This window comes from Aquibium carbonis (genome assembly GCF_003970795.1).
Classification (GTDB): Bacteria; Pseudomonadota; Alphaproteobacteria; order Rhizobiales; family Rhizobiaceae; genus Aquibium; species Aquibium carbonis.
In genome coordinates this window covers 26394-51198 of sequence record NZ_RWKW01000041.1, presented here as the reverse complement: position 1 = coordinate 51198, position 24805 = coordinate 26394, and the positions used below count along the sequence as shown (strand labels likewise).

Sequence of the window (24805 nt, the reverse complement as noted above, 5' to 3'; positions counted from 1 at the left end):
GCCAGCGCAAGGCGCGGACGCTTTTCAGTCCAGCGGCGGCAGCCTTCCGAGCTGGACGAAGGCGATGCGTGCGCGGCCCTTCTCGATCCTCAATGGCAGCGAGGCCGCGTTGCCAAGCATGGCGAAGCCGCCCATGACCGAGCGGATCTCTTTGGCCTGATCCGGCAACGCCACCGCAAGCTTCTCGGCCACTTCGGCCGGTCGATCCATCTCGACTTCCAGTCTCGCATCGATCAGCCCGTCCGCCCCGATGGAGATCGGTCCGGAAATGGTGACGCCCGCATCGTCCGAAACGAACACCGATGCCGACCGCACGAGGAAGCTGAGGCCGCGCAGGCTGTCTGGCGGGGTCAGGGCGAGGCGAACGCCGTCCTCGACGGTCAGGTCTAACTTGACGCGCGCGAGATCGATCCCGCCCGGCAGTTCCGGGGGAGCGAGGCGAAGCGAATGGCCGCGGACGGACAAGTCGAGATTGCCTTCGCGCTGGCGCATGTGCGCTTCGCCGGCGAGTGCCCGCAACATGGTGGAGAGGCCCTGGCCTAGCGGCATGGAGTCGACGCTGAGCTCCTTCAGCGTCAGCGAGGCACGTTGCGGCAGCGGATCGTCGAGGGATGCGGAAAAGCGGACGTTCTGCCCGGTGGCACCGAAACCGCCCCGGCTATCCGAGAGCCGCAGCCGGAGATCGTCCAGTTCTCCGACGATCTTGAGCGGATCGTAGATCTGGGCGGCGGTACGAAAGCCGTTGCCTTCGATGAGAATGTCCTCCTCGCCGTCGGTGAAGCTGACCTTGTCGCAGAATACCCCGACACGGAAAGGATAGCCCCGCGCTTCCCGATTGGAGCAGACGGCCTGCCCGCCATCGTCGTTGGCGCGTTGCAACGTCTGGTCGACATTCCGCTCGAGAATGCCCACGACGTAGAACCAGCCGCCGGTATAGGCCGCGATCGCGAAAATAATGCCGGCCGCCAGCCAGATGAACTTGCGGCTGCCGCGCGGTGCTTCGGTGTCACTTGACGTCATGCGGTCGACCTCGCTAACCCTCGCCGGCGGCATCCCGGCATGTCCATCGAATAGGCTTTGCATATGGGCGATTTTTGGGTGTTCGGCTATGGGTCGCTGATCTGGAGGCCCGGTTTCGCCCACACGCGGACGGTTCGGGCTCGTATTCACGGCTTTCGCCGCGCGCTCTGCGTCCGATCCTTCGTCCATCGCGGCACACCGGAGCGTCCGGGCCTCGTCCTCGGGCTGGACCGCGGCGGCTCCTGCATCGGCCTCGCCTTCCAGGTGCCGGGCGAGCTGCGCGACGAGGTCATGGCCTATCTGCGCGAGCGCGAACTCGTCACCTACGTCTACCGCGAGAAGCTCCTGCCGATCAGCCTGCCGGATGGCGAACGGGCGGAGGCGATCTCCTACGTCGTTGATCGCCGGCATGCGCAATACGCGGGCGCCCTGCACGCCGAGGAAGCTGCCGCCCATGTGCGCGGCGCGGTGGGACGATCCGGCCCCAACGAGGAGTATGTCCTCAACACGGTGGACCACCTAAAGGCGCTCGGCATCCGCGATCACTGGCTGGAAGACGTGGCTCGGCGGCTTTCGGAGCGATCCTGAAATTCGCGCCGCGATCGCGGGATCGCCGAGGCGCCCATCGAGAACGGTTGCTTGCCTGGTCTTCTGTTCAGAGGACCGGCCGGCCGAGCTCCGCGAGCCGCTTGCGGGCGCTTTGGGGTAAGGCGGGTGGGTTTGGACCATGCGCGGCGTCGATCAGCAGTTCGTCGACGACTGTTTCAGTTTCGGCGACCAGGCGCCGCATGAACTCCTCCTTGGAGAGGCCCGGCGGGATCGGCGGCAGGAAGCGGGCCTTTATGGTACCAGGATAACGCATGAACTGCCGGCGCGGCCAGTAGAGCCCCGCGACGTGGGCGACGGGCACCACTGGCATGTCGAGTTGCGCGTAAAGTTCGACGATGCCCCACTTGTATTCAGGCTCCGCACCCGGTGCCCTGCGGGTTCCCTCGGGATAGATGATGAGTTGGCGGTTGTGCTGCATTTCCTTGCGGGTTCGCGCGACTACGGCCTTTAACGCTGCCGACCGCTTGCCGCGGTTGACCGGCACCATACGCATCTTGGCCACATACCAGCCGAAGAATGGGATCCAGAGCAGTTCCCGCTTCAGGATGTAAAGCGGATCGCGCAGATAGGGAAAGAACGCGATGGCGTCCCAGAACGACTGATGCTTGGGTGCCAGGATGAATGAGCCTTCCGGCAAGTTCTCGGTTCCAGTTATCTCGAACCGGGTTCCGACAATGACCGTCTGCAGCCAGAGGCTCGACCGCGACCAGAATTTCGGGATGAACCAGGCGAGATGCCGGGGCGCCAGGAAATAGAATGGCGTCCAGAACAACATCTGCAAGATGAGGTTGAGATAGAAGGCGACGTTGTAGGCAAGCGATCGAAGAACGAGCATCGGTGGGCCGCGTCATGTTGAGCCGCCGTACCTAGCACCGGCCTTGGAAAAGGGAAACCTCGGCTGTCCGCGAACGATCAGTCGGCATTAGCGCTGTGCGTCTGCATCGTCGACCGGGCGCTGCTGACGAAGGGGCTGCGGATGAATGCGGTCAGGTATTTCGTGTACTCCGTGAAGAGAACGCGCACGGCGTCCGGTTTTACAAGCCAGCTACCATCGTCGAGCCGGCTGTTGACAACAGGATAAGGGCGCAGGTCGGTTGTCTTCAACAAGCGCCGCATCTCTAGCAGACTGCGCGGCATATGGTAGTTGTTTGTAACGAGAATGACAGAATCATAGGCATGCTCGTTCACCCACTTAGCGCTTTCCGCTGCATTGCCGATCGTGTCGAGGGCTGCCCGGTCGATGTCGATGCAACAGGAGAACAGGTGATCGTCGGTCCCCATCACAGCCTTGAGCTCCGAATCTCGCGCCATCGGATTGACGCCGCTGATCAGAAGGCGGCGGCCCTTTCCCGAACGAAGCAGGTCGACGGCCGCGTCGAGACGGAACTGGCCGCCGGTCAAAACGATGATGGCATCCGCGCCGGGTGGATCGGCGGGAGTTTCGAGCTGGCCGATCTGGTTTGCGAACCAGCCGAAACCGGAAATAAAGGCTAGGAATACGATCCCGGACGCGGCCAGGAAACCGCGCACGAACCAGCCGAGCCGGCTACGCCCCGTTCGTTCCCCATCGGCGCGATCCAGATTCATATTGCCGGCGCCGCCACCCTTTCGTGCATCCCTTGTAGACCTGTCATAGCTTGCAATTGCGGCATTCGATAGAGAGCAGCCCTGCTGGCGGACATGGTGGCATCCCGGCCCTATCGTCGCGTGTCCGGTGCCGTTTTCAATCATGGTCCGTCCGTCCGATGTCGATACCATTCAGCCGCGAAACCACGGTGAAATGGGTTGTCGCGGCCGTCAATCCGGCGACCAGCGCCATGATGAAGAGAACGCCGACGTAGCCCGTCGTACCGATCACGAAGTTCCCGAATAGAGCCGTCGCCTGATCGGCCTGCGGCGTGGCGAGATTTCGGGATGACCACCAGGCGAAGACGACGAAGACGATGATAGCGGCGAGACTGCCCGCTGCAGCGCCTTTTAGGCCGATCCAAAGGAAATGCCGGCGGAATTCCGCCGCGATGAACTGAGACTCCGCACCGACGAAATGAAGCACCTCTATGACCGGTCCGTTGCCTGCCATCGCCCCACGCGTGGCGAACACTACGGTCATGACAGTCGCCGCCAGCATCAGAATCAGGATGGCGATGCCGATCATGACGGTGGTGTGTGCCATCGAAATCAGTCGGTCTACCCAATTGCGGTGGTCGTCCAGGCTAACGTTCGGCACGCTCGCCTGCAGCGCTTGCCGCATGGCCGCGAAATCGGGCGGCGCGCGTTCGTCGATGGTGACGATGACAAGGCGCGGAACCGGGAGTTCCTCGATGTTCAGTCCGGCGCCAAGCCACGGCTCGAGAAGTCGCGCTGTCGCAGCGCTGTCAATGATCGTCGCCGACCGTACCCCGCCGAAGCCGGCAGCGATCGCCTGCGCCTGCGCAAGCGCGGCATTCATGTCGATACCGTCGCCCGGCTTGATCTGGATCGTTGCCTCACGCGCGATCTGGGTCTGCCAGACACTAGCCGTGTCGCGGACCAGCGTTACGGCGCCCAAGGTGAGACAGGAGAGGAACGTCATGATGGCGATGACAATGACGAGCGCGTGTCCCGCCACGCTCCGTTGCGGGACGATCGAAGCCGGCCGTCGCCAGGTCTTGGCGCCCGACCCGGTCCGCTGGACTGCCGGCGTCTGGTCAGTCGTGGACATCAAGCCTGCCTTCCGCGAGCACCATGCGACGGGCTTCCACCTGATCCATCAGGTGGAGATCGTGCGTGGCGATCACTACCGCTGTCCCCGATCGGTTCAGTTCGATGAAGAGGCGCAGGAGCCTGCGCGCAAGCGTTGGATCGACATTACCGGTCGGCTCGTCAGCCAGCAGAATTTCCGGCTGCTCGATGAGCGCCCGCGCAATGGCGGCCCGCTGCTTCTCGCCGCCAGAAAGAACTGGAGGCAACACGTGCAGACGGTCGCCGAGGCCCACCCATTTCAGCAATTCGACGACGTCATTGCGGTAGCTTGCTTCCTCGCGTCCACGGACACGCAGCGGCAGCGCGACATTCTCGTAGGTGGTCATATGGTCAAGCAGACGGAAGTCTTGGAACACGATCCCGATCTTGCGCCGGATGAGGGGCAGTTCGGCGCGGAGGATCTGGGTGCGGTCCTTGCCGAAGACCGTGATCAATCCCCGGGTTGGTGCCAGCGACAGGAAAAGAAGGCGCAGCAGCGTTGTCTTGCCCGCACCCGACGGGCCACACAGAAACTGGAAGGATCCGCGCGGAATGTGGAACGATATGTCCCGGAGTATCTCCGGGCCCATGCCGTATCTCAAGCCGACGTTCTCAAATCGAATCACTGTACCCTGCGGCTCTGGTTTGCATTGTTCGCCCGCGCCTGAACGCGGGACGTTCACGCCGCGTGGTTAACGATTGGTTAAGAATCCGGATGCCGAAGCGAAATGGCTGACCTTCGGCAGCGAAACATTAACCATTTCCTTCTATCTCGTGGAGAGGATTCCACCATGATCGCCGGTCCCGATGTTCGATGTGCGACACCTCCGCCCGGTCTCGGGCGAAATCATGACGGTCCGTTGCGTCCGAGGGTCCGGCCTCGCAATGGCAAGCGATATAGAGGATGCTGAGTTCGAGGTTCTGCACCTGTCGACTGTGGTACCCTGCTCCTCTGACCGTCTCGGTCCGCAAAGACGGATGAACCACAGCGAAACGCGCGCCGGCATGGACATGCTGAAGCGCGGCTCGACAGATCGTACCTCTCGGGAGCGCGCTGGCCCGATGTTCTGGATCTCTGGCGTCGTTGTCGCCATCGCATCATTCTGGGTTTCCGGGGGACATGCGCTCTCGGGATCGGTGCTTGCTCCGTCCTCAACAGAGCCAATGCGTATAGCACAACTGACTTCGCATCTGCAGGAACGAGGCGCCCGACGGCTGCTCATTATCGACGGCAGCGTCGAGAACACTGCCGCAGAATCTGGATACATGCCTAGACTTGCCATAGAAGTGACGAGTGACGCAGGGCGCATCACCCGCTACACACTGGACGCTGGGGGCGCCATGGTGGAGCCCGGCGAACGCTACCATTTCTCCAGCCGCGTCAACGCGCCGATGGGTTCGGTGGGGGGCGTTGCTGTGAAGGTGACCAAGGGGAACGACTGATGCCAGTGGTACGCGGCAAAGAGATCGAGGTTCTTTTCAGTGCGTCTACGATCGCGCTCCGCAATCTCGAGCTCGCCAAGGAAATCGCCTCGCGCGATTACACAGACCTGCTCGTCATCTCGATCCTGAAAGGATCCTTTATCTTCGCAGCTGATCTAATAAGGGCAATGCATGACGCAGGGGCTTCTCCAGAAGTCGAGTTTATTTTCATATCAAGCTATGGAACGGGTACGACCAGCGGCGAAGTCAGGGTGCTGCGCGATATCGACAACGACGTTCGCGGGCGCGACATTCTGCTGATCGATGACATACTTGAGTCCGGCAAAACGCTGAAGTTCACGCGCGAACTGATGCTTGAACGCGGTGCTCGTAGTGTCTCGATAGCCGTGCTTCTCGACAAGCACAGCAAACGCCAAACTGAGCTCACTGCCGATTATGTCGGTTTTGACTGCCCGGACTATTTCGTCGTGGGCTACGGCATGGATGTTGCACATGCCTTTCGGGAACTGCCCTTCGTCGGGGTCGTAAAGGGCGACGCCTGAGATCGATACTGGCGACCTCGATTCGTGATATCTCAATCGAACAGCGGAATTCCGCAAGGATGAGCAGGATCCTGATCGTCGAGGATGACGAGCCCGTTCGGGCCCTTGCTGCTCGCGCACTGGAACGCGACGGGCATGTGGTGGAGACCGCGGAAGACGGCGAGATGGGTCTCGAGCGCATCCGTGCGAGTAACGGGGCCTACGACCTCGTCGTCTCGGACATCCGGATGCCCGCAATGGATGGTATCGAGATGGCGAAGGCAGCAGCTGCTCTTTTCCCGGGTCTCAGGATTATGCTGATCACTGGGTACGCGGACATGCGTGAACATGCTGAAGAACTGAGCAGCATCATCCTCGAGATCCTTCCCAAGCCCTTCACGCTCGACCAGATTCGCACCAAGGTCCGCCAGCACGCGAGCTGAGCCTGGACCAACGCTCATCCCGCTCACGTCTTGCCGAGGCCCGTCAATCGTCCTAGAGCCAGCCGGGGCCGAGCATCGCCGCTGGCGGCAGGAGGGTTGACATGACCAAAACCGATATCGCCAAGCGCGTCCATGATCACACTTGGAAGCTCGACCCAATCATCCGGAGCCTGCTCGATACAGACTTCTACAAGCTCCTCATGCTGCAAATGATCTGGGGGCTCTATCCCAAAGTCGACGCGACGTTCACACTGATCAATCGGACCACGTCGGTGCGACTCTCGGATGAGATCAGCGAAGGCGAGCTCCGCGAGCAGCTCGACCACGCCCGCTCGCTTCGAATGTCGAAGAAGGAGATGATCTGGCTCGCCGGCAACACCTTCTACGGCAGCAAGCAGATCTTCCAGCCTGACTTCCTTGCCTGGCTCGCCGAATTTCAGCTTCCCGAGTATGAGCTCGACCGGCGTGACGGCCAGTTCGAGCTCCGCTTCCATGGCCGTTGGCGGGAAACCAGCATGTGGGAGATCCCGGCGCTCGCAATCATCAACGAGCTGCGCTCGCGATCCGCCATGAAAACACTCGGACCCTTCACCCTCGATGTGCTCTATGCGCGCGCCAAGGCAAGAACTTGGTCAAAAGTGGAAAGGCTGCGCAAACTGCCGGACTTGCGTATTTCCGACTTTGGGACACGGCGGCGTCACTCCTTTCTATGGCAGCGTTGGTGCGTGGAGGCACTGAAGGAAGGCCTCGGCGAAGCTTTGACCGGCACCAGCAACGTCAAGCTGGCGATGGACACGGATCTCGAGGCGCTGGGCACCAACGCCCATGAATTGCCGATGGTGCTGGCTGCGATGGCCAAGGACAATGAGGGGCTGCTTGCCGCGCCCTACCAAGTGCTACAGGACTGGAATCGGTACTACGGAGGCAATCTGCTGATCGTCCTACCGGATACATTCGGGACTGCCTCGTTTCTGCGGGGCGCGCCGGACTGGGTGGCCGACTGGACCGGCTTTCGTCCGGACAGCGCGCCTCCGATCGAAGGTGGCGAGAAGATCATCGAATGGTGGAAGGATCGCGGCCGCGACCCCAAGGAAAAGCTCCTCATCTTCTCAGACGGGCTCGACGTCGACACCATTGAGAAATCCTATCACCACTTCCACGGTCGGGTGCGGATGGCTTTCGGCTGGGGCACGAACCTGACCAACGACTTCGAGGGCTGCTCCCCTATCGAGCTCGGCGGACTCACGCCGATCTCAATCGTCTGCAAGGTCAGCGACGCAAACGGCCGGCCAGCGGTCAAGCTCTCGGACAATCCAGAGAAGGCGACAGGCCAACCGCAGGAGATATCGCGCTACATCGGGATATTCGGCAGCGAGGACCGGGTGTCAAAGCCTCTCCGAGTGTAAGTCATTTTCTTCGCCACCATATGACTTTAACGGACAATTAGCAGGCCCAAGCTAACGTATGCGTAAGCAGCCTGGGTTGTGGCATGTCTCGCTCTTGGGTTGAAGGGTGTTTACGAGGCTGGAGAGCGGATCCAGACGGCAGAGCCGTACGATCCGCACACCACGCATGAGACGTGGGGAGCGGGTTGGGTAAAGAGATGGTAAGTTCGACGGCTCCGACGGCAACGACTGCGCCCGCGCCCCGGAACAGCAACTCGTCCGACATCGCGACCAAGATAGCGCTTGCCATGCGTGCCATGGGCGTCATGGGAACACCTCGCAACTACGAAATCTACTACGAGGTCTTCGCAGGATCGAACTCGGAGCTGAACGCCGAGCTCGGGGCGCTTGGCACCCGACCGCGGCAGGACGAACTCGATCGCCTCAGCATCAAGTACTTCATCCAGACCACCAACCAGCTCTTCGTTGACAACGTTCGCGACCAGATCGCCAACAAGGTCGAAGAAGTGATGATACTGTTCGAACGTGAACGTATCCAGCTTGAGCGCTATGGCTCAATCCTCAGCCAGAGCTCCCACGGCCTCAAAAATCGTGAAGTAGTCACCCAGGAGATCCTTCAACGGATTTCTGGCATCATGGCTTCGGCAACCGATTCCAAGATCGAGCAGGGCAAGCAACTCGTTTCTCACATGATCGATAAGTCGGCCGAGCTTGAGGAGGTCAAATCCAAGCTCGAGGAGTATAAGAAGCTCGCGGATACCGACCCGATGACGCAGTTGTGCAATCGGCGCGCCTTCGACCGCTCAATTGCCCTCGTGTACGACGACCCTAAGAAGATTCTGTACAGCGCGCTCATTCTTGCCGACATCGATCGCTTCAAGCAGATCAACGATCGATACGGCCATCCTGTCGGCGACAAGATCATTCAGCATGTAGCAAGCATCATCCGTACAACTGCCACGTCGGATATGGTCGTGGCACGTACGGGCGGCGAGGAGTTTGCTGTGATCGTTCACGGGCTGAAGGAAAGCGCGGTCACGGAACTCGCTGAGACCATCCGCAAGGCCGTCGAACGGCTTGTGCCTATAAGTGGCCATATCGGGACGCAGGGAGGCGCCGTGACAGTGTCGATCGGCGCCTGTATGGCTGCGCAGGCCGAGAGCGCCGACGATCTCTATGCCAAGGCCGATAGAGCCCTTTACATGTCGAAGGCGAACGGCCGCAATCAGTCCACCCAGTTCTCCGCCCTGCCAGACCTCACCACTTCAAAAAACTGGCAGCTTTACAAGTCTGAATAAGGTCAATCGACTGGCTCGTACCAATGCAGGCATGAAACGAATTCTGGTGCAAGATCCTGGCCGCGAAAATAGGGCGTGCAAGTCTAGCGGGTCGGCACCGGTTGCTCGCCGCGATAATCGTAGAAGCCGCGACCGGTCTTGCGACCAAGCCAACCAGCTTCGACATACTTCACAAGCAAGGGGCAAGGCCTGTACTTCGAGTCGGAAAGACCGTCATGCAGCACCTGGATAATAGACAGGCAGGTGTCGAGGCCGATGAAGTCGGCCAGTTGAAGCGGTCCCATCGGATGGTTCGCTCCGAGCTTCATGGCGGTATCGATTGCCTCTACTGACCCCACACCTTCGTAAAGCGTATAGATCGCCTCATTGATCATCGGCAGCAGGATACGGTTGACGATGAATGCCGGGAAGTCTTCCGCCACCGTCACGGTCTTGTCGAGGTCGGTGACGAATGCCTTGGCGGCCTCGAAGGTCGAATCCTCCGTGGCGATGCCGCGAACCAACTCGACCAGCTTCATAAGCGGCACCGGATTCATGAAATGAATGCCAATGAACCGCTCGGGTCGATCGGTCTGAGCCGCGAGCCTCGTGATCGAAATCGAGGAAGTGTTGGTGGCCAGGATCGCTTCCGGATTCAGTATCGGGCAAAGCTGAGCGAAAATTTTGCGCTTGATCGTCTCGTCCTCGGTAGCGGCTTCGATGACGAGATCGGCCGAAGCGAGATCCTCAATTTTTTCAGCTGCGGCAATGCGGCCGACTACGGTCGAACGCTCCGCGTCCGGTAATTTACCAGATGCAGACAACCGCGCGAGGGTGCCGCTGATGGTTGCGAGACCCTTCTCAATTCGATCTTGTGAGATGTCATGCAACTGCACCCGATAGCCGGCGAGCGCGGCAACGTGGGCGATACCAGCACCCATCTGACCAGCTCCAATGATACCGACCGTCTGAATTGCCATGGTGATCCTACGGATACCTGTGTCGGAGGTGCGCCATCGCCTAGACGCGACGAGCGCCGCAACAGGCTATCCTGCTGCAACGCTCACGATCTTATGCGCAGTCGATGCGGCTTCAAAGCGCCTTTTCGAGTTCCGGCAGGATGGCAAAGAGGTCGCCAACCAACCCGTAATCAGCCACCTGGAAGATCGGCGCTTCCTCGTCCTTGTTGATCGCGACGATTACCTTCGAGTCCTTCATGCCCGCGAGGTGCTGGATTGCGCCCGAGATACCGACCGCGATGTAAAGTTCCGGAGCCACCACTTTGCCGGTCTGACCGACCTGCCAGTCATTGGGCGCGTAGCCCGCGTCGACCGCGGCGCGCGAGGCACCAATTGCGGCGCCAAGTTTGTCAGCTACCGGCGTGATGACCTCTTGGAACTTCTCCGAAGAGCCGAGCGCTCGTCCGCCCGAAATGATGATCCGAGCCGAGGTCAGTTCGGGGCGGTCGTTGGCCGCAATGCGGTTCTCCACGAAAGTGGACAAATTCGGGTTGGCAGCGGCATCGACGGTCTCGATGGAAGCCGATCCTCCCTCGCCAGCAGCCTGGAACGTCGCGGTGCGGACAGTGATCACTTTCTTGGCATCGGTCGCCTGAACCGTCTGAATCGCGTTGCCGGCGTAGATCGGCCGCTTGAACGTGTCAGCAGAAACAACCTCGATCACGTCGGAGACCTGCATCACGTCAAGCAGGGCCGCCACGCGCGGCATGACGTTCTTGCCCATGGTCGTGGCGGGCGCGAGGATGGTGTCGTAGCCGCCGGCGATGCTGACGATCAGCGCGGCGACCGGCTCGGCCAGCCGTTCCGCCAGCTCGTCGGCTTCCGCCAACAGTACCTTCGTGACCCCTTGGAGCTTCGAAGCCCCGTCGGCGGCGCCCTGAGCGCCCTTGCCGGCGACGAGGACATGCACATCGGAGCCAATAGCAAGGGCTGCGGAGAGCGCCTTGGCAGTCTGGTCGGAAACGGTCGCATTGTCGTGTTCAGCGACGAGAAGAATGGCCATTTGTCTATTCCTTTCCTGACGCTGCGATCAAAGCACGCCGGCTTCGTTCTTGAGCTTGTCGACCAGTTCGGTGACCGACTTGACCTTGACCCCAGCCTTGCGGCCGCCGGGCTCCTCGGTCTTGAGCACCTTCAGGCGCGCATTGATCTCGACGCCATAGTCGGCCGGGCTCTTTTCATCGAGCGGCTTCTTCTTCGCCTTCATGATATTGGGCAGCGAGGCGTAGCGCGGCTGGTTGAGACGCAGGTCGGTGGTCACGATCGCTGGCATCTTCAGGTCGAGAACCTGAAGGCCACCGTCGATCTCACGGGTGATCCTCGCGGTGGCGCCATCGATCTCGAGCTTGGAGGCAAAGGTTCCCTGCGACCAGCCGAGCAGCGCCGACAGCATCTGGCCAGTCTGGTTGGCATCGTCGTCGATCGCCTGCTTGCCGAGGATCACGAGTTCGATCCCTTCGGATTCGACCACGCCCCTCAATAGTTTGGCAACCGACAGCGGCTCGACGAGTTCGTCCACTTTGATCAAGATGCCGCGATCCGCGCCCATGGCGAGAGCGGTGCGGATGGTCTCCTGCGCCTGCTGCGGACCAACGGACACAGCGATGATCTCGGTCACCTTGCCCGCTTCCCGCAGTCGGATAGCTTCTTCGACGGCGATTTCGTCGAACGGGTTCATCGACATCTTCACATTGGCGAGTTCGACGCCCGACCCGTCCGTCTTCACACGAATCTTCACGTTGTAGTCGACAACCCGCTTCACAGGGACGAGAACTTTCATGGGCGCTAGAACCTCTCCTTGGACACGATTGGGCGGCGTTTAACATCCGCGCCACAGTCGCCGCTAGTCCCAAGCCGACATCCGGCTACGAAAAATGGCCGTGCGCCGGGTCTCTTGGCGCACGCGGACCCTATGTTTGAGTGACGTTTACGTCAACAGCGGAGACGCGCTGCTCAGCCGTCCGCGCCGAGATGTGGTACGTCACGGCGTATCGGCAACTCTCTACTGCCTGCCCCAGCGCGTCGTAGGCTTGCGCGCGGGATCCGGCTCAGCCGTCGTTGTCTCGACCGCGGCGGGCGTGACGATGTGGCGGTCGAAGAGCGGCACCTCGGGCCGTTTCAGGATGACGATCAAAATAGCGCCGCAGAGGATGCCGCCTACATGGGTCGCCCATGAGATGTTGCTGTCGTCGCCGACGGTCAACATCAGCATCTGGAACCCGACCCACAGAATCAGCGGGATAAAGGCGGGAATGCGCAACGGGATGCGCCCGAAGGCTAGCACCCAGACCTTCACGCGGGGATGCAGGATCAGGTAGGCCGCGACGATGCCGGCGATGGCGCCGGACGCACCGACCAGTGGAATCTCGGATCCTGGAGCGAGCATGCCGTGGAAGGCGGCGCCGGCCGCGGCGCAGGCAAAATAGAACAGCAGGAAGCGAAAATGGCCGACGGCGTCCTCGATGTTGTCGCCGAAGACCCAGAGGAACAGCATGTTGCCGGCCAGATGGAGGAAATCGCCGTGCAGGAAGGCGTAGGTCACGTAGGTGAAGCCCTCGGGGACGAGCACCAAGTGAGGGGGAAGTTCGGCGACGTCGTTCACCACCGCCGGCACGTAGCCGAGTCCGTAGACCGTGGCCTGGGAACTGCCGCCGGCGGCCATGAAAACAAAAATAATGACATTGGCCGCGATGATCGCGAGCGTGATGTACTGAAGCCGGATATGCTTGAGGGTGTTCGCGTCATGAAGAGGTATGAACATCGCCTTACCCCCTCGAATCAGCGATTGGCTCCAGGCACCCATAACACGTCGCCGGAACCCATTCCATTCACCGCCCTGGCGGAGACGAAGAGGAAGTCCGAGACGCGGTTGATGTACTTCATAGCTTCGGAACCGATATCTTGTGCTTCAGCCTCGTTTGCGGCGACCATCGCTCTCTCGGCTCGGCGCGCCACCGTGCGGGCGAGATGCAATGCGGCCGCTGCCGGCGTCCCCCCCGGCAGCACGAAAGACCGAAGCGGTTCGAGCCTTGCGTTCAAGGCGTCGATGTCGGCTTCTATGCGCGCGACCTGACTTTCAACGATACGCAATGGCTCGTATCCCTCGATCTGGGTGCCACCGGGCGTCGCAAGATCGGCACCGAGATCAAAAAGGTCATTCTGGATCCGCTCCAGCATCTCATCGATAGCGGGATGGTCCGTCGCTGTGTAAAGGCGCGCCAGCCCGATGCATGCATTCGCTTCATCAACAGTGCCAAAGGCTTCGATCCGCAGGTCCGATTTCGCGCGCCGTTCTCCGTTGACCAAGCCGGTGGTGCCGCCGTCGCCTGTCCGCGTGTATATCTTGTTCAGTTTGACCATCGCGGGTCCCTTTTCCCCATTTAACCGGTGCCTGAGCGGCTGTACCACAGCGCCAACATAATGAAGACGAGCGCCACGAACTGGAGGAGGACACGCGCCTGCATCAGCTTGTTGGACGTATTGCCGGAACCGCCGCGGAGCATATTGATCAGCCCCCGAGTAAGCACGATGACGACGGCCACCATGACAACGATAGCGAGAATGTTGAAGACGGTGGACATGGCGACGTTCCGAAATTGAAAAAATGGCGGGGTGGAAACTGCGAGGGATCTAGGGCGTTAGGCCAGCAGTGACAGGACTTCCGAGAAATCTGAACAGTGCGCGGTTGAACAATGATACGAATAATCGTGTCGCCCCTGGTCCTCCAGCAGAGGGCTGACGCTGGTTGCCATTGGCGCTCCCTGACTTCACATATTCGCCGAGGCGGCACAATGACGAGGAGGGTTCATGCGGGGAATGACCGCGGCACGGCGCATTCTGACCGACGCATACGGCCACTTCGACACGGATGACGGCTGGTCGATGGCGAGCCATCTGGCCTTGTCCGCGCTGCTCGCAGTTTTCCCATTCCTGATCTTCGCGACAACACTCGCTAGTTTTCTTGGGGCGAATGCATTCGCTGACACCGCCGTGCATCTGGTCTTCGACACCTGGCCGCAGGAAATCGCCGAACCCATCGCGCGGGAAGTGACAAACGTGCTTACGGTCCAGCGGACCGACGTACTGACTTTCGGCATTGTGGCGGCGGGGATCTTCGCGTCCAACGGCATTGAAGCGTTGCGGGTATCGCTCAACCGTGCCTACCGCGTGACCGAGCATCGCTCTTTCATTTTCCGCAGGTTGCAGAGCCTCGCCTTCGTGCTGATCGCCACGTTAGGTTTCCTAGCGATCAGTGTACTGCTAGTTCTGGCTCCGCTGGTCGGCAGGATCGCCGAGCAACATTTCGACTGGATTGCGCCCTACATGGGCACGATCACGATTTGGCGCTACTCGATCGCTTCCGCAGTGATCGTCATCGGACTTGTTTGCGTGCATTTCTGGCTGCCGGCCGGCAGGCGCTCTCTGCTTGACATTCTTCCTGGTATTACGCTGACGGTAGTCGGCTGGATCGCAGGTTCGGCACTGTTTGCAGCCTATCTTACGCAGTTTTCGACCTATGTGACGACCTATGCCGGCCTTGCCTCGATCATGATCGCGGTCGTATTCCTCTATATCGTTTCTGTGATCTTCATTCTGGGAGGCGAGTTCAATGCCGCGATCCGCCGCTACCGCGAAGCCCGTGCTCTCATAGGACGCTGAGCCGTAGCCATGCCAACACCGAACGTTGCGATCACCATACCAAGAATCTGGATGGTCGAAAGTTCTTCACCGAAGAGGAGCCAAGCCATGACCGCCGTGCATGCGGGCACAAGGTAGAAGAGAGATGCAACCTTGGCCATCTCCCCGTGGCGGATCAGATACATCAAGAGCAGGATCGCGCCGATGGACAGGACCAAGACCGACCAGACCATCGCCAGCACAAGGTCGACAGTCGGAACAAAGACGCGCGTTTCCGTAGCCATCGAACCCAATGCCATAAGCATCGTTGCGCCGAGATACTGGTAGAGTGTAACCGCCACGAGATCGACGCCGGTGATGAAACGCTTCTGCCAGATCGTTCCGGCGCTCATCCCGATCACGGAGATCACCGACGCCGTCAACGTCAACGCGGTCACGCCGCCCGTGATCGAGCCGAGCTTCGGCCAGAGCACGATGGACACGCCCGCGAAGCCGACGGCGAGACCGAGCCAGTGCCGGGGCAGGATGCGCTCGCCGAGAAAAAGCCCGGCCATCACCGCCGTGATGAGCGGCTGGAGCCCGATGATCAGTGCCGACAGTCCGGCGGGCATGCCGTGCCGGATCGCCCAGAAGACACCGCCGAGATAGATCCCGTGCATGAGCATGCCGGCGAAGGCGGCATGCGCAGCTTCGCGCCATCCGGCCCTGGCCGTGCTCAAGACGAGCATCAGGACGCCGAGCAGCGCGAAGGCGATCGCGAACCGCACCGCCAGGAAGCTGAACGGTTCCGACCAGGGCATCGCGTAGCGGGCGCCGATGAAGCCGGTCGCCCAGAGGACGACGAAGACGGCGGGAGCAAGTCTGGCGAGGGTCATGGCGCTTTGCGGGTCCTTGGACGGGCGAATAAGCAAAGGGAAAGGATTGAGCGATAGTATCCACGCGGTGACTATCGTGGGTGCCAGGGCATCTGGCCGTGTGACGAGGCGCGACGTCGTGATCTGGAACCTGAGCGTATGGTGGATCTTCATGGCCGTCTCGGTCGTGACGATCCTGTCGTTCATCCTTTCGATAGGGCTGAGCGTGATCATCGGCCGCGACGGCGTCGGCCCGACCCCGATGACGGTGATCCTCACGGGCGGCTTCTTCGGCTCGATCTACCTGCTCAATCTCTACGGCGTGAGGCTTTCCGACCTCCAGGAGGCGTCGTTCGTGGGCCTTGCGGGCGCCTTCGTCGCGCTCGTCACCGTGCTTCTCCTCAAGTCCGCCCTCAACAGGGCCTGACGATCCGCCAGCCGGCGGGTTCACCGCTCCAGCAGCCTCGCGATGTCTCCGGGCGTCGCGCCGATGTCGCGCAGGGCGCGCAACGCAGTGTCGCCCCGGCTCTTGGAGAGCTTGCGTCCATCCTCTCCGAGGAGCAGGTCGTGATGGTGGTAGGACGGCGCCGGCAGGCCGAGCAAGTCCTGGAGAACGCGGTGCACGGACGTCGCATGGAAGAGGTCCCGCCCGCGCACGACGTTGGTGATGCCCTGGATGGCGTCGTCCACCACGACGCACAGATTGTAGCTCGCCGGCACATCCTTTCGCGCGATCACGACGTCGCCCCACGCGGCCGGGTCGGCGACGATGACGCCCGAATCGCCTGTCGGCCCCATGCCGGTCTCGGTCCAGGTCGGCCGCCGCCGCAGACGCTCCAGCGAAGCCGCCATGTCGAGCCGCCAGGAATAGGCTTCGCCACCGGCGATGCGTGCCGCCCGCTCGCGCGGGGGCAACCCGCGATCGCGGGGCGGGTAGAACGGCACCCCGTCCGGATCGCGCGGCCATTCGGCCGGAGCGTCCTCGGTGAGCCACGCCCGAACCTCGCCCCGGCTCATGAAGGCGGGATAGGCGAGGCCTTCCGCCACGAGCCGTTCCAGGGCCTCGGCATACGCGTCGAAGTGCTCCGATTGCCGTCGCACCGGCTGCTCCCACCGGATGCCGAGCCAGGCGAGGTCTTCCAGGATGCCGCGCTCGAACGCTCGCGTGCAGCGTTCCGTGTCGATATCCTCGATGCGAAGCAGGAACCGCCCGCCGGCCTCGGCCGCCATCCGCGCGTTGAGCAGGGCGGAGAAGGCATGGCCGAGATGCAGTGCGCCGTTGGGGCTCGGCGCGAAGCGAAAGCTGGGCAAGGTCATCGGCGCTCGCGAGGCGGCATGGATCGGTTCGGTTTCGATTGCTACTGTCCGGGCGCCGAAAGAGGAAGGGCATGCGCAGGATCGAGACCATCGCCGACGTCCACGAGGCACTGGATGCGCTCTGCGCGCTCGATTCCAGGCTCGTTCCGGTTCGCGTCAGGGCCGGCGACGTCCCGTTGCGGCGCACGGAGCCGGGCTTCGCCAGCCTCGTCTCGATCGTCGTGTCGCAGCAGGTTTCGGTGGCGAGCGCCGCGGCGATACTGGGACGCCTGACGGCCCTGTGCGACCCTTTGACGGCCCAGGCGATCCACGCGGCCGATGATTCCCTGTTTCGCGAAGCCGGCCTCTCCCGTCCGAAGCAGAAGACGTTGCGCGCCATTGCCGCGGCATCGATGGCGGGCGAACTCGATCTCGACGCGCTGTGCCGGCTCGACGCGGGCGAGGCGATCGCGCGAATGACCGCCGTTCATGGCATCGGACGCTGGACCGCGGAGATCTATCTCCTGTTTTCGGCCGGTTACCCCGACATCTTCCCGGCCCGCGACGTCGCCTTGCAGAGCGCGGTTGGCCACGCGCTCGGCATCGTGCCCCGTCCGGCCGCCGCGAGGCTTGCGGGCCTGGCCGAATCATGGGCTCCACACCGCGGCACCGCCGCCCGGCTGTTCTGGGCCTACTATCGCTCCATGAAGGGTCGCGAGGGGGTGACGCTGACCTGAATCCGCGCAAGCCCTTGAAATACCGCGCGCGGCGAGAAACCCTATCACCGCGCGTGAGGCAAATTGGGCGCTTCACATTCCTGACATCTGTGGCTTACAGTATCCGCGCCGTTCCGTTCTCAGCAACAAGGAGTGGATCGAAGTGACGGTTTCCGTCTCGCCGGATAGCTTGCCTGCGCTCGTGCTGAACGCGGATTACCGACCGCTCAGCTATTGTCCCCTGTCGCTCTGGTCCTGGCAGGACGCCATCAAGGCGGTGTTTCTCGACCGGGTAAACATCGTGGCGGAATACGAGCACGCCGTCTCCTCCCCGACATTCTCGATGCGAATCCCAAGCGTGGTTTGCTTGAAGGCCTATGTGAAGCCCTCGCGCAACCCGGCGTTCACGCGCTTCAACGTATTCCTGCGGGATCGATTCCAGTGCCAGTATTGCGGTGCGCACGAGGACTTGACCTTCGACCATGTCATCCCGCGCTGCTGCGGCGGTGAGACAACCTGGGAGAACGTCGTGGCCGCCTGCTCCCCTTGCAACCTCAGGAAGGGCGGGATGCTGCCGGCGCAGGCGCGTATGTGGCCCATGCAAAAGCCGTTTCACCCGACGGTCCACGACCTGCACAACAATGGCAGGATGTTTCCGCCGAACCATCTGCACGAGAGCTGGATGGATTACCTCTACTGGGACGTGGAACTGGAGCCCTGATTCGCGCCGCCCGTTCAGTGTCTGAATCAAAAAAGCGCCAGGCCGAGGCGAAAATGGCGTTTTCGAGAACCGGAGCGCAGCGTACATTCGAGTGCGTGAGCACCGAAAGCGCGGAAATTGCGATTTGCAGCCCGGCCTGGCGACTCTTGGATCAGACGCTCAGGCTTTCGCGAAGGCGGCGCGGTAGCCGATCGCTGCCAGGATCAGGGCGGCGATGGCGTTCCAGCCGGCGAGGGACAGCCCGAGGATCCGCAACGCCGCCTCGTCGCAGGACGGCGGAATCACCGTGTTTAGCGAATCGAGCAGGTTGCCTCCTGCGGGCGCTCCGCTGACGACGCCGCAATCCGTCGGTCCCGCCCACCAGCCCCATTCGACGCCGGAATGATGGACGCCCATCCATAGCCCCCACGTCATCAGCAGCGCGCCGACGAGAATGAGGCCGCGGGTGACGATTCCGGGAAGGTTCAGAGCCGATGCCAGCACGGCCGACGCCATCACCGGCGCGCCGATGTAGTAGGGGAGGCGCTGTTCCAGGCAAAGCTTGCAGGGAAGGTAGCCGCCGACATGCTCGAACAGCAGCGCCGAGCCGACCACGCCGGCCATGGCCAGGGCCAGGAAAGAGGCGGTGAGCATCTGCCGGCGACCGGCCGAAGCGGTGATGGACATGCGCGGGACCTGTCAGAAAACGTATCGGATGGCGACGAATCCACCGACCAGCAGCACCATGAAGACGGTAAAAAGAAGACCGAGGTGCCTCTCGATGAAGGTCCGGATCGGCTCGCCGAAGCGGTTGAGGAGCCATGTCACCAGAAAGAAGCGGAAGCCGCGGCCGATGATGGAAACGACGACGAAAGTGACGAGGTCGAGACCCGTGAAACCGGAGAAGATCGTCAGGACCTTGTAGGGAAAGGGCGTTATCGCGGCAAACAGCACGCCCCATCCGCCCCAGGTGTCGTACCACGCCTGGATTCTCGCGAACGAGTCCTGCGCGTTGTAGAGTTCCAGGATCGGCTGTCCGATCAGGTCGAAGAGGAACGCGCCGATCGCATAGCCCAGCATCGCCCCGAGCACGGAAGCAACCGTGCAGATCACGGCATAGCGGATCCATTTCGAACGGTCGGACAGGACCATCGGAATCAGGAGCACATCGGGCGGGATCGGGAAGAAGGAGCTTTCGACGAAGGACACGCCCGCCAGCGCCCGTTCGGCATGGCGCGTTGCGGCGAGCGACATCGTCCAGTCGTAAAGTCTGCGAAGCATCGGGGGGCTCCTGTGCGATGCGTCACGCTTTAGTGTTTTTGGCGACGGGAGGGAAGCGGCCACCATATGCGCCAGCCCTGCTTTTCGGCGGGGTGTCTCGCGGGCGAGGAAGAGTGCGACGTGGCATCGCCCCATCTCCCATCTGGTCGGCCGGTCCTTGCGCCGCTCAAGCAAGCCGTCAGAAAGCGTTTGACGTGCCGCCGCGCGTTCGTATAGTCCGCAGCCGTCCGGCCCGTGCCAGACGTCCCGCAGGCCCCTGTGGTGGAATTGGTAGACGCGCTCGACTCAAAATCGAGTTCCGAAAGGAGTGCTGGTTCGAACCCGGCCAGGGGCACCATTCATCGTCCATTGGGGGGCGGCATCGCTTGATGCTCGATCGCCGCGACACCTACGACGCGCTTCGATCCGCCTTCCGGTGGGTCATACCCGACAGGTTCAACATCGGCGTCGCCGTCTCGGATGCCTGGGCCGCGCGGGATCCCGGGCGCACCGCGCTGATCGAGTGGCGGCCAGACGGCGATCCGGCGACGTTGAATTTTCTCGAACTGTCCACCCGTTCTTCCGCCATCGCGTCATCGCTTGGAGCGCGAGGGATCGGTCGCGGGGATCGCGTCGCCCTGCTCCTGCCGCAGAGCTTCGAGACTGCCATGAGCCACGTCGCGATCTACAAGCTCGGCGCCATCGCGGTGCCGCTGGCGCTTCTGTTCGGCGTCGAGGCGCTGGAATACCGGCTGGCGACCGCGGGCGTGAAGGCGGTGATCACCAATGCCGCCGGCGCGCTCAAGCTGAGGCGCATCCGCGATCGCCTGAACGACCTGGAACTCATCGTGCTGGTCGAGGGAGACGCCGACGGCGCCGTCGGCATCGAAAAATTGCTGTCGGAGGGCAACCCTCGCTTCGCGCCCGTGGACACGACGCCCGACGATCCGGCGATGATGATCTTCACCTCCGGAACCACGGGGCCGCCCAAGGGCGCGCTGCATGGACATCGCGTCCTGCTCGGCCATCTGCCGGGCATGCAGTTGGCGCATGAGTTCATGCCGCGGGAGTGTGATCGCTTCTGGACCCCGGCCGACTGGGCCTGGGCCGGCGGCCTGCTCAACGCCCTGTTGCCGGCGCTCTATTTCGGGATACCGGTGGTCTCGTCCCGATCCGAAAAGTTCGACCCGTCCGCGGCCTGCGCGCTGATGCGCGAAACGGGTGTCCGCAACGCGTTCATTCCACCGACCGCGTTGCGAATGATGAAGTCCCACCGCGACATCGAACGCATTTTCCCGAACCAGCTGCGCTCGGTCGCCTCGGCTGGCGAGGCGCTCGGCCGCGAGACGTTCGATTGGGCGCGAACGGAACTTGGGCTGACGGTCAACGAGATCTACGGGCAGACGGAGTGCAACCTGGTCCTCGGCTCTTGTGCCGCGATCGGCGTGAGTCGCGCCGGCTCGACGGGCAAGCCGGTGCCGGGCCATGACGTGGCGTTGATTGACGCCGACGGCGGGACCGTCCCGCCGGGCGAGCCCGGCCAGATCGCGGTCCGCCGACCCGACCCGGTGATGTTCCTCGAATACTGGAACAATCCCGAGGCGACGGCCCAGAAGTTCATCGGCGATTGGATGACCACCGGCGACCAGGGGATCGCGGATCCGGACGGCTACATCCACTTCTTCGGACGCGACGACGACGTCATCACGTCCGCCGGCTACCGAATAGGCCCAGGCGAGATCGAGGATTGCCTGACGGGTCACGAGTCGGTCGCGCTCGCGGCGGCGGTCGGAAAGCCGGATGCCCTGCGCACCGAGATCGTGAAGGCCTATGTCGTTCTCAAGGATGGCGTCGCGCCATCGGAGATCCTTCGCGACGAGATACGCTCCTGGGTACGCGAGCGACTGTCAGCGCATGAATATCCGCGCGAGGTGGAGTTCGTGGATTCGATGCCGCTGACGACCACCGGCAAGGTGATCCGACGCATCTTCCGGGACCGCGCCCGCCGCGAAGCCGAGGACAGGTCCGTCCCCGGCTTCTGAGAAGGCTCAACGACGCTTCAGGAGCCCCTGCAGGCGGGTCCGCACCGCCCGCGCGAAATTGCGCGTTTCGCGATAGAGGTGGATCTGCCCGGCGGCCTGGCGCGCCGGCCTGTCGGCGCCCGGGGTGAGGCCGATCACCAGCGTTCCCATCTCGCGGCGCTCGCTCCAGAGCCGGCTCATCACGGGATGGTCGGCGACGGCGCAGGAGTCGGTCGCCCCGATGTTGGGATCGTCGAGATGCTTGTGGGTGATCTCGATGACCAGAAGCGTGCCCGGCGAATAGGCCGCGTAAGCCTCGTCATAGGCCGTCTTCCACGTGTAGGCGACGCCCTGCTCGACGAACACGACGAGGCTGGCGATGGTCTTGCCATCGACCGTCAGCGAATGGATGCGGCACAGGTCCCGCTGCGCCAGCCGGTGGATCGCTTCCCGCGCGAAGGGCGCCCGGAACCGGTCCACCGCCAGCGCCGAGCGCTCGCGGCCTTTCCAGCCGGACGATTCGAGCGTTAGGAACTCCTCCAGCGCCAGCCGAACCTCATCGGGCTGGCGCGCCACCACATGGTTCACCACCCCGTGTTCGCCCAGGCGCCGCTTCAGTCGACGGAACTCCCGCACATGATGCGATCGCAGCGTCTGCTTGAGATAGGCTTCGCCGTCGAGATTGCTTTCGAGGAAGGGCCGGCTCGTACGGTCGGTCTCGATCACGGTCAGGTTTCGTCCCAGCGCCGCGGCACGGATAACGCGCGCGGCAGCGCCATCCAGGCGCACGTCCGGCAGGACGAGGACGCCCGGCAGCTTGAGATGTGGCCGTGCGAGCATGGCCAGGAAGTCGTCGATCACGCCCACGGGATCATCGCGATCGATCAGCGGCGTGCCGAGGGGACCGAACGGACTGGACCAGGTGCGCATGATCGGCACGCCGATCGGGCCGGTGGGGCGCTCCACCGAGAAGGGCATCAGCATTCGAAGCCGGTTCTTGTCCTCGTCGCCGTCGCGGATGACGGCAAGACGCACCTCGCGATCCTCCAGCCGCGGCATCGCCGGCGCGAGAAAGCGCGGATTGAAGAACACGTTCGGCTCGACCGTGCGCAGGCAGAGGAAATCGAGTTCCTCGACGAGATCGAAGCCCGCCGATGCCGGATAGACCGCCAACCGGCGGTCGGTTCCGTTCGAAAGCACGAGTTGCGCCCGCTTCGGGTCCAGCAGGTCGTTCTTCAGCCCCGCCAGACTGGCGATCATCGCTCCGGCCGGACTGCCGCTCATCTCCTCGAGGATCGGGATCGCCGCCATGGTCAAGCGTCCTTGGAAAGGGTTGCTGGCACGAAGACCGCCATGACGATCCCGAGCCGCCGCCACACGGTAAAGGAGAGGGCCAAGGCCTCGAAGCTCATCGCCACCGCCGTGGCCACCGCCGCGCCCCACAGGCCGTAGAGCGGTATGAGCATGACGTTGAGCCCGATGTTGATCGCCAGTGTCAGCGCGTAGACCCGGGCGCAGACGTTCTGGTTGCCGCTCATGGTGAGCAGGCTTTCGGCCGGCCCGACGGCGGCGCGCGCGACCACGCCCAGCACCAGCACGAAGAGCAGCGGATAGCCCTCGTCGAAATGCGGTCCGAAGAGCGCCAGGATCGGCTGGCCCAGCGCCAGCACGACGACGGCCATCGCGAGCGAAGGCCAGAAGGTCCAGCCGACGGTGGCCTGGGCGAAGGCGCGAAATGCCGCCCTGTCGCCCCCGTGCCAGATCGACGCATAGCGCTGGGCGACGCCGGTCTTTACCGCGAAGTAGACGAAATGGACCAATGCCAGCGTCTTGACCGTGGCGAAGTAGATCGCCACGTCGTCCGGCGGAAGATAGCGGCCGACCATCAGCACGTCCGCGTTCGTGAGCAGGTAGAAGAAGCTCTCCACCAAGAAGATCGGCATCGAAACCATCAGCCATTGCCTGAAAAGGACCCGCCTGGGCCCTCGCCCGTTCAGGCGGTCGGCGCGGCCCGAGACTGTGACGAGTTGCCAGATGGTCGTGACGTAGGTTGCCATGATGGCGCAGATCACCGCGGTTTGCGCGCTTGGCGCGTATCCGGCGGCGAGCGCGCCCGCCATGCACAGGAGGATGAGCACCGGGCGGACGAGATAAGTCGGCGATAGCGCCGAGAAGGCCCAGGCATTGGCCCGTGAGATACCCTGCAGGAGATCCGACAAAGCGATCATCGGCAGGCAGATGATGCCGAGGTAGAACGGCACCACATAGTAGCTCTCGATCGCATCCTCGAACCACCCGAGCCCAGCAAAGCCAATTACGGCAATCAGCGTGGAAGAGGCGAGGGCAAAGAGGCGGCTCGTCAGCAGGAGCCCGCGCAGTTCTGCGATCCGGGAATTCTTGCGGTATTCCGAGACGAAGCGGATGACCGAGGTGTGGAAGCCGAGGCAGGACAGATTGCCCGCGATGACCATGGTCACCCAGACGAGCACGAAGATGCCGTACTCGAACGGACCCATCCATCGGGCCAGCAACACCTGGCTAACGAAGGCGATAACGGCGTTGACGATGCGGATGGCGAAGGCGATCAGCGAGACGCGGCCGGCCTCGCCCGTCTCGTCGCGCGCGCTGAAGAGGGCGTCGGCGCGCTGAAGCAGCGGCCGGGCCGCCGCCGCGAGACGCTCCGGCAGCAATCTTTCCGCTGTCGTTGCGGCTGAAAAACGCACCCTATCCATACCCCGAACGCGTCATTGTGACGCTTCGAATCGTAGCACGGACAGCTTAAGAAACGGTTCGGCGACGCGCCATGGTCGTGGCACCGGACGCTCGCGATACAACGGGCAGGCCATTCCGTCGCGAGCCGG

At 62.6% G+C, this 24805-nt stretch carries 28 protein-coding genes and 1 tRNA gene; 12 read left to right on the top strand and 17 right to left on the bottom strand.

What is annotated here, in order from left to right; all coding sequences use genetic code 11:
• Positions 1-24 precede the first annotated feature (24 nt).
• Positions 25-1020, bottom strand: a complete 996-nt coding sequence (locus EJC49_RS12085) for a DUF2125 domain-containing protein (protein ID WP_170314693.1) — start codon at positions 1018-1020, stop codon at positions 25-27.
• A 63-nt stretch (positions 1021-1083) separates the two neighbouring features.
• Between EJC49_RS12085 and EJC49_RS12080 the strand changes: the two genes are divergently transcribed.
• Positions 1084-1608 (top strand): gamma-glutamylcyclotransferase, encoded by a 525-nt coding sequence (locus tag EJC49_RS12080; protein ID WP_126700179.1) that lies wholly within the window; start codon positions 1084-1086, stop codon positions 1606-1608.
• Between the two features lie 67 nt (positions 1609-1675).
• Here the strand turns inward: EJC49_RS12080 and EJC49_RS12075 are convergent, their stop codons facing one another.
• The 4 genes from EJC49_RS12075 to ftsE form a co-directional block, all read right to left on the bottom strand.
• Positions 1676-2464 (bottom strand): lysophospholipid acyltransferase family protein, encoded by a 789-nt coding sequence (locus EJC49_RS12075; protein WP_126700178.1) that lies wholly within the window; start codon positions 2462-2464, stop codon positions 1676-1678.
• Between the two features lie 77 nt (positions 2465-2541).
• Entirely contained in the window at positions 2542-3216 is a 675-nt protein-coding gene (locus EJC49_RS12070) for a YdcF family protein (protein WP_126700215.1), read from the bottom strand.
• Between the two features lie 136 nt (positions 3217-3352).
• Positions 3353-4330 (bottom strand): cell division protein FtsX, encoded by a 978-nt coding sequence (locus EJC49_RS12065; protein ID WP_126700177.1) that lies wholly within the window; start codon positions 4328-4330, stop codon positions 3353-3355.
• Positions 4317-4976, bottom strand: a complete 660-nt coding sequence (ftsE, locus tag EJC49_RS12060; protein WP_126700176.1) for a cell division ATP-binding protein FtsE — start codon at positions 4974-4976, stop codon at positions 4317-4319. The genes EJC49_RS12065 and ftsE overlap by 14 nt, the downstream gene beginning before the upstream one ends.
• A gap of 640 nt (positions 4977-5616) precedes the next feature.
• Here ftsE and EJC49_RS25645 point away from each other — a divergent pair.
• The 5 genes from EJC49_RS25645 to EJC49_RS12040 all read left to right on the top strand — a co-directional run bounded on the left by EJC49_RS25645 (position 5617) and on the right by EJC49_RS12040 (position 9461).
• A complete protein-coding gene (locus tag EJC49_RS25645; protein ID WP_170314692.1) occupies positions 5617-5793 on the top strand; it encodes a hypothetical protein in 177 nt (58 codons plus the stop codon).
• Positions 5793-6335: a hypoxanthine phosphoribosyltransferase gene (gene hpt / locus EJC49_RS12055; RefSeq protein WP_126700175.1), complete on the top strand. Its 543-nt coding sequence runs from the start codon at positions 5793-5795 to the stop codon at positions 6333-6335. Before EJC49_RS25645 ends, hpt begins: the two co-directional genes overlap by 1 nt.
• A gap of 59 nt (positions 6336-6394) precedes the next feature.
• Positions 6395-6757, top strand: coding sequence for a response regulator (locus EJC49_RS12050; RefSeq protein ID WP_126700174.1), 363 nt, complete (start codon positions 6395-6397; stop codon positions 6755-6757).
• Between the two features lie 101 nt (positions 6758-6858).
• Positions 6859-8163: a nicotinate phosphoribosyltransferase gene (pncB, locus tag EJC49_RS12045; protein ID WP_126700173.1), complete on the top strand. Its 1305-nt coding sequence runs from the start codon at positions 6859-6861 to the stop codon at positions 8161-8163.
• Between the two features lie 287 nt (positions 8164-8450).
• A complete protein-coding gene (locus EJC49_RS12040) occupies positions 8451-9461 on the top strand; it encodes a GGDEF domain-containing protein (RefSeq protein ID WP_245453376.1) in 1011 nt (336 codons plus the stop codon).
• 83 nt (positions 9462-9544) lie between these two features.
• Here EJC49_RS12040 and EJC49_RS12035 read toward each other — a convergent pair whose 3' ends face one another.
• From EJC49_RS12035 to EJC49_RS12010, 6 genes are all read right to left on the bottom strand, one after another.
• Complete coding sequence (locus EJC49_RS12035) at positions 9545-10420, bottom strand: 3-hydroxybutyryl-CoA dehydrogenase (protein ID WP_126700172.1); 876 nt, start codon at positions 10418-10420, stop codon at positions 9545-9547.
• A gap of 112 nt (positions 10421-10532) precedes the next feature.
• Complete coding sequence (locus tag EJC49_RS12030; protein WP_126700171.1) at positions 10533-11462, bottom strand: electron transfer flavoprotein subunit alpha/FixB family protein; 930 nt, start codon at positions 11460-11462, stop codon at positions 10533-10535.
• A gap of 27 nt (positions 11463-11489) precedes the next feature.
• Positions 11490-12239, bottom strand: a complete 750-nt coding sequence (locus tag EJC49_RS12025; protein ID WP_126700170.1) for an electron transfer flavoprotein subunit beta/FixA family protein — start codon at positions 12237-12239, stop codon at positions 11490-11492.
• 222 nt (positions 12240-12461) lie between these two features.
• On the bottom strand, positions 12462-13220 hold the full coding sequence (locus EJC49_RS12020) for a rhomboid family intramembrane serine protease (RefSeq protein WP_126700213.1): 759 nt from the start codon (positions 13218-13220) through the stop codon (positions 12462-12464).
• 17 nt (positions 13221-13237) lie between these two features.
• Positions 13238-13819, bottom strand: a complete 582-nt coding sequence (locus EJC49_RS12015; protein ID WP_126700169.1) for a cob(I)yrinic acid a,c-diamide adenosyltransferase — start codon at positions 13817-13819, stop codon at positions 13238-13240.
• Between the two features lie 20 nt (positions 13820-13839).
• A complete protein-coding gene (locus EJC49_RS12010; protein ID WP_126700168.1) occupies positions 13840-14040 on the bottom strand; it encodes a twin transmembrane helix small protein in 201 nt (66 codons plus the stop codon).
• Between the two features lie 226 nt (positions 14041-14266).
• Here EJC49_RS12010 and EJC49_RS12005 point away from each other — a divergent pair, with 226 nt between their 5' ends.
• The gene (locus tag EJC49_RS12005) at positions 14267-15118 is read left to right on the top strand and encodes a YihY/virulence factor BrkB family protein (protein ID WP_126700167.1); all 852 of its coding nucleotides are present in this window, start codon (positions 14267-14269) and stop codon (positions 15116-15118) included.
• Here EJC49_RS12005 and EJC49_RS12000 read toward each other — a convergent pair.
• A complete protein-coding gene (locus EJC49_RS12000; protein ID WP_126700166.1) occupies positions 15085-15972 on the bottom strand; it encodes a DMT family transporter in 888 nt (295 codons plus the stop codon). The genes EJC49_RS12005 and EJC49_RS12000 overlap by 34 nt on opposite strands.
• Before the next feature lie 46 nt (positions 15973-16018).
• On the opposite strand from EJC49_RS12000, the gene EJC49_RS11995 reads away from it, so the two are divergent.
• Positions 16019-16378 carry a hypothetical protein gene (locus EJC49_RS11995; protein ID WP_126700165.1) on the top strand — a complete coding sequence of 120 codons (360 nt, stop codon included), beginning with the start codon at positions 16019-16021 and terminating at the stop codon, positions 16376-16378.
• A 20-nt stretch (positions 16379-16398) separates the two neighbouring features.
• Here EJC49_RS11995 and gluQRS read toward each other — a convergent pair whose 3' ends face one another.
• The gene (gene gluQRS, locus EJC49_RS11990; RefSeq protein WP_126700164.1) at positions 16399-17268 is read right to left on the bottom strand and encodes a tRNA glutamyl-Q(34) synthetase GluQRS; all 870 of its coding nucleotides are present in this window, start codon (positions 17266-17268) and stop codon (positions 16399-16401) included.
• Between the two features lie 71 nt (positions 17269-17339).
• On the opposite strand from gluQRS, the gene EJC49_RS11985 reads away from it, so the two are divergent.
• Together EJC49_RS11985 and EJC49_RS11980 are read left to right on the top strand one after the other, a co-directional pair.
• On the top strand, positions 17340-17984 hold the full coding sequence (locus tag EJC49_RS11985; RefSeq protein ID WP_126700163.1) for a DNA-3-methyladenine glycosylase family protein: 645 nt from the start codon (positions 17340-17342) through the stop codon (positions 17982-17984).
• Between the two features lie 142 nt (positions 17985-18126).
• Positions 18127-18684 carry an HNH endonuclease gene (locus EJC49_RS11980; protein WP_126700162.1) on the top strand — a complete coding sequence of 186 codons (558 nt, stop codon included), beginning with the start codon at positions 18127-18129 and terminating at the stop codon, positions 18682-18684.
• A gap of 159 nt (positions 18685-18843) precedes the next feature.
• Here the strand turns inward: EJC49_RS11980 and EJC49_RS11975 are convergent, their stop codons facing one another.
• A complete protein-coding gene (locus tag EJC49_RS11975) occupies positions 18844-19350 on the bottom strand; it encodes a disulfide bond formation protein B (RefSeq protein WP_126700161.1) in 507 nt (168 codons plus the stop codon).
• Positions 19351-19362: 12 nt separating this feature from the next.
• Complete coding sequence (locus EJC49_RS11970; RefSeq protein ID WP_126700160.1) at positions 19363-19944, bottom strand: YqaA family protein; 582 nt, start codon at positions 19942-19944, stop codon at positions 19363-19365.
• A 252-nt stretch (positions 19945-20196) separates the two neighbouring features.
• Between EJC49_RS11970 and EJC49_RS11965 the strand changes: the two genes are divergently transcribed.
• Together EJC49_RS11965 and EJC49_RS11960 are read left to right on the top strand one after the other, a co-directional pair.
• Positions 20197-20281 (top strand) — tRNA-Leu (locus EJC49_RS11965).
• A gap of 31 nt (positions 20282-20312) precedes the next feature.
• The gene (locus tag EJC49_RS11960; RefSeq protein ID WP_126700212.1) at positions 20313-21965 is read left to right on the top strand and encodes an AMP-binding protein; all 1653 of its coding nucleotides are present in this window, start codon (positions 20313-20315) and stop codon (positions 21963-21965) included.
• Positions 21966-21971: 6 nt separating this feature from the next.
• Here the strand turns inward: EJC49_RS11960 and EJC49_RS11955 are convergent, their stop codons facing one another.
• Positions 21972-23255 carry a GNAT family N-acetyltransferase gene (locus tag EJC49_RS11955; protein ID WP_126700159.1) on the bottom strand — a complete coding sequence of 428 codons (1284 nt, stop codon included), beginning with the start codon at positions 23253-23255 and terminating at the stop codon, positions 21972-21974.
• Positions 23256-23257: 2 nt separating this feature from the next.
• Positions 23258-24667 carry a lipopolysaccharide biosynthesis protein gene (locus EJC49_RS11950; RefSeq protein WP_170314691.1) on the bottom strand — a complete coding sequence of 470 codons (1410 nt, stop codon included), beginning with the start codon at positions 24665-24667 and terminating at the stop codon, positions 23258-23260.
• Between the last annotated feature and the right edge of the window lie 138 nt (positions 24668-24805).

Bases quoted from the DNA above. Each gene is read 5' to 3' on its own strand.
- hpt (WP_126700175.1), top strand. From the start codon at position 5,793: ATGCCAGTGGTACGCGGCAAAGAGATCGAGGTTCTTTTCAGTGCGTCT.
- EJC49_RS12035 (WP_126700172.1), bottom strand. From the start codon at position 10,420: ATGGCAATTCAGACGGTCGGTATCATTGGAGCTGGTCAGATGGGTGCT.
- EJC49_RS25645 (WP_170314692.1), top strand. From the start codon at position 5,617: ATGCCTAGACTTGCCATAGAAGTGACGAGTGACGCAGGGCGCATCACC.
- EJC49_RS12075 (WP_126700178.1), bottom strand. From the start codon at position 2,464: ATGCTCGTTCTTCGATCGCTTGCCTACAACGTCGCCTTCTATCTCAAC.
- EJC49_RS12080 (WP_126700179.1), top strand. From the start codon at position 1,084: ATGGGCGATTTTTGGGTGTTCGGCTATGGGTCGCTGATCTGGAGGCCC.
- EJC49_RS12065 (WP_126700177.1), bottom strand. From the start codon at position 4,330: ATGTCCACGACTGACCAGACGCCGGCAGTCCAGCGGACCGGGTCGGGC.
- EJC49_RS12015 (WP_126700169.1), bottom strand. From the start codon at position 13,819: ATGGTCAAACTGAACAAGATATACACGCGGACAGGCGACGGCGGCACC.
- EJC49_RS11970 (WP_126700160.1), bottom strand. From the start codon at position 19,944: ATGCTTCGCAGACTTTACGACTGGACGATGTCGCTCGCCGCAACGCGC.
- gluQRS (WP_126700164.1), bottom strand. From the start codon at position 17,268: ATGACCTTGCCCAGCTTTCGCTTCGCGCCGAGCCCCAACGGCGCACTG.
- EJC49_RS12010 (WP_126700168.1), bottom strand. From the start codon at position 14,040: ATGTCCACCGTCTTCAACATTCTCGCTATCGTTGTCATGGTGGCCGTC.
- EJC49_RS12070 (WP_126700215.1), bottom strand. From the start codon at position 3,216: ATGAATCTGGATCGCGCCGATGGGGAACGAACGGGGCGTAGCCGGCTC.
- pncB (WP_126700173.1), top strand. From the start codon at position 6,859: ATGACCAAAACCGATATCGCCAAGCGCGTCCATGATCACACTTGGAAG.
- EJC49_RS11975 (WP_126700161.1), bottom strand. From the start codon at position 19,350: ATGTCCATCACCGCTTCGGCCGGTCGCCGGCAGATGCTCACCGCCTCT.
- EJC49_RS12040 (WP_245453376.1), top strand. From the start codon at position 8,451: ATGCGTGCCATGGGCGTCATGGGAACACCTCGCAACTACGAAATCTAC.
- EJC49_RS12025 (WP_126700170.1), bottom strand. From the start codon at position 12,239: ATGAAAGTTCTCGTCCCTGTGAAGCGGGTTGTCGACTACAACGTGAAG.
- EJC49_RS12000 (WP_126700166.1), bottom strand. From the start codon at position 15,972: ATGACCCTCGCCAGACTTGCTCCCGCCGTCTTCGTCGTCCTCTGGGCG.
- EJC49_RS12005 (WP_126700167.1), top strand. From the start codon at position 14,267: ATGCGGGGAATGACCGCGGCACGGCGCATTCTGACCGACGCATACGGC.
- EJC49_RS12020 (WP_126700213.1), bottom strand. From the start codon at position 13,220: ATGTTCATACCTCTTCATGACGCGAACACCCTCAAGCATATCCGGCTT.
- EJC49_RS12030 (WP_126700171.1), bottom strand. From the start codon at position 11,462: ATGGCCATTCTTCTCGTCGCTGAACACGACAATGCGACCGTTTCCGAC.
- EJC49_RS11955 (WP_126700159.1), bottom strand. From the start codon at position 23,255: ATGGCGGCGATCCCGATCCTCGAGGAGATGAGCGGCAGTCCGGCCGGA.
- EJC49_RS12050 (WP_126700174.1), top strand. From the start codon at position 6,395: ATGAGCAGGATCCTGATCGTCGAGGATGACGAGCCCGTTCGGGCCCTT.
- EJC49_RS11985 (WP_126700163.1), top strand. From the start codon at position 17,340: ATGCGCAGGATCGAGACCATCGCCGACGTCCACGAGGCACTGGATGCG.
- EJC49_RS11960 (WP_126700212.1), top strand. From the start codon at position 20,313: ATGCTCGATCGCCGCGACACCTACGACGCGCTTCGATCCGCCTTCCGG.
- EJC49_RS12085 (WP_170314693.1), bottom strand. From the start codon at position 1,020: ATGACGTCAAGTGACACCGAAGCACCGCGCGGCAGCCGCAAGTTCATC.